Here is a 1,317-nt window from a genome sequence, read left to right as displayed (position 1 = left end):
TGTCAAGCCCCGGGTTTGATGGAGAGTTGGTTAGCTGGTTTTCAGGGGTGCGGTGGCCTGCTGGGTCATCGCGTGTAGTGCCTCATATTCGGCGGGCGGGACGTGTTCGAGCTCGCCGTGCAGGCGCCGGTTGTTGTACCAGTCGATGTACTCGACGGTGGCCATCTCCAAATCGTCGAGGCCGCGCCATGGTCCCTTGTTCCGGACGAGTTCGGCCTTGAACAGGGAGTTGAACGCCTCGGCCATCGCGTTGTCGAACGAGTCGCCCTTTGACCCGACCGAGGCCACCGCGCCGGCCTCGGCGAGGCGCTGGCTGTAGCGAATGGCTCGATATTGCACGCCCCGGTCCGAGTGGTGGACGAGTCCGCGCAGGTCAGCGCCTTGATTCTCACGCCGCCAGATCGCCATCTTCAACGCGTCGAGGGCGAGGTCGGTGTAGAGGCTGGTGGCGACCTGCCATCCGACGATCATGCGGGAGTGCACGTCCAGCACGAACGCGGCATACACCCAGCCCACGCTGGTGCGCACATACGTCAGGTCCGCGACCCACAGCTGGTTCGGGCCGGTCGCGGTGAAGTCGCGTTTGACCAGGTCACGAGGCCTCTCGGTTTCGGCCGCGGGCCGGGTCGTGCGCGGCGACTTGTCCCGAAGCAGTCCGCGCAGCCCGGCGGCGCGCATCAGCCGTTCGACGGTGCACCGGGCCACCCGCACGCCGCGTCGCTGCAGCTCGTGCCAGATCTTGCGGGCTCCGTAGATGCCGTAGTTGGCCGCGTGGATCTGCTTGATCAGCGCGGTCAGCTTCTCGTCACGCCGCGAGCGGGCGCTGACAGGCCGGGTCTTGGCGGCGTAGTAGGTCGACGGTGCGATCGCTGCGGGCGTGCCTTCCAAGGCCCGCAGGATCGGCTGGACACCGTGTTCTTCCTGGTGAGAGTCGACGAAGTCGACCTTCATCGCGACGGACGGTCCAACTCCGCGGCGAAGAAACTCGCCGCGGACCTCAGGATCTGGTTCGCCCGCCGCAGCTCACGATTCTCTCGCTCGAGGGCGGCGAGGCGTTCGGCGTCGCTGCTGGTGGTGCCCGGCCGGTCGCCGGCGTCGACCTCGGCCTTCTTCACCCAGCCGCGCAACGCCTCCGGATGGACCCCGCACTGATCGGCGATCCGCCGGATCGCCCCGACCGCAGACGCCGGGTCCCGACGGGCCTCGATCGCCAACCGGGTCGCACGCTCACGCAGATCATCGGGGTACTTCTTCGGTGCCGCCATCGCTAGATCTTCTCCCAGGTTTCGATGTCTCCATCAAACTCGGGGCGGGACA

At 67.1% G+C, this 1,317-nt stretch carries 1 pseudogene; it reads right to left on the bottom strand.

What is annotated here, in order from left to right:
- Positions 1-30: 30 nt before the first annotated feature.
- Positions 31-1,265, bottom strand: a pseudogene (locus AB0F72_RS42145) (IS3 family transposase).
- Positions 1,266-1,317: the final 52 nt, after the last annotated feature.

The organism is Actinoplanes sp. NPDC023936, assembly GCF_040639325.1.
Classification (GTDB): Bacteria; Actinomycetota; Actinomycetes; order Mycobacteriales; family Micromonosporaceae; genus Actinoplanes.
This window is presented reverse-complemented; position numbering and strand designations above follow the sequence as displayed.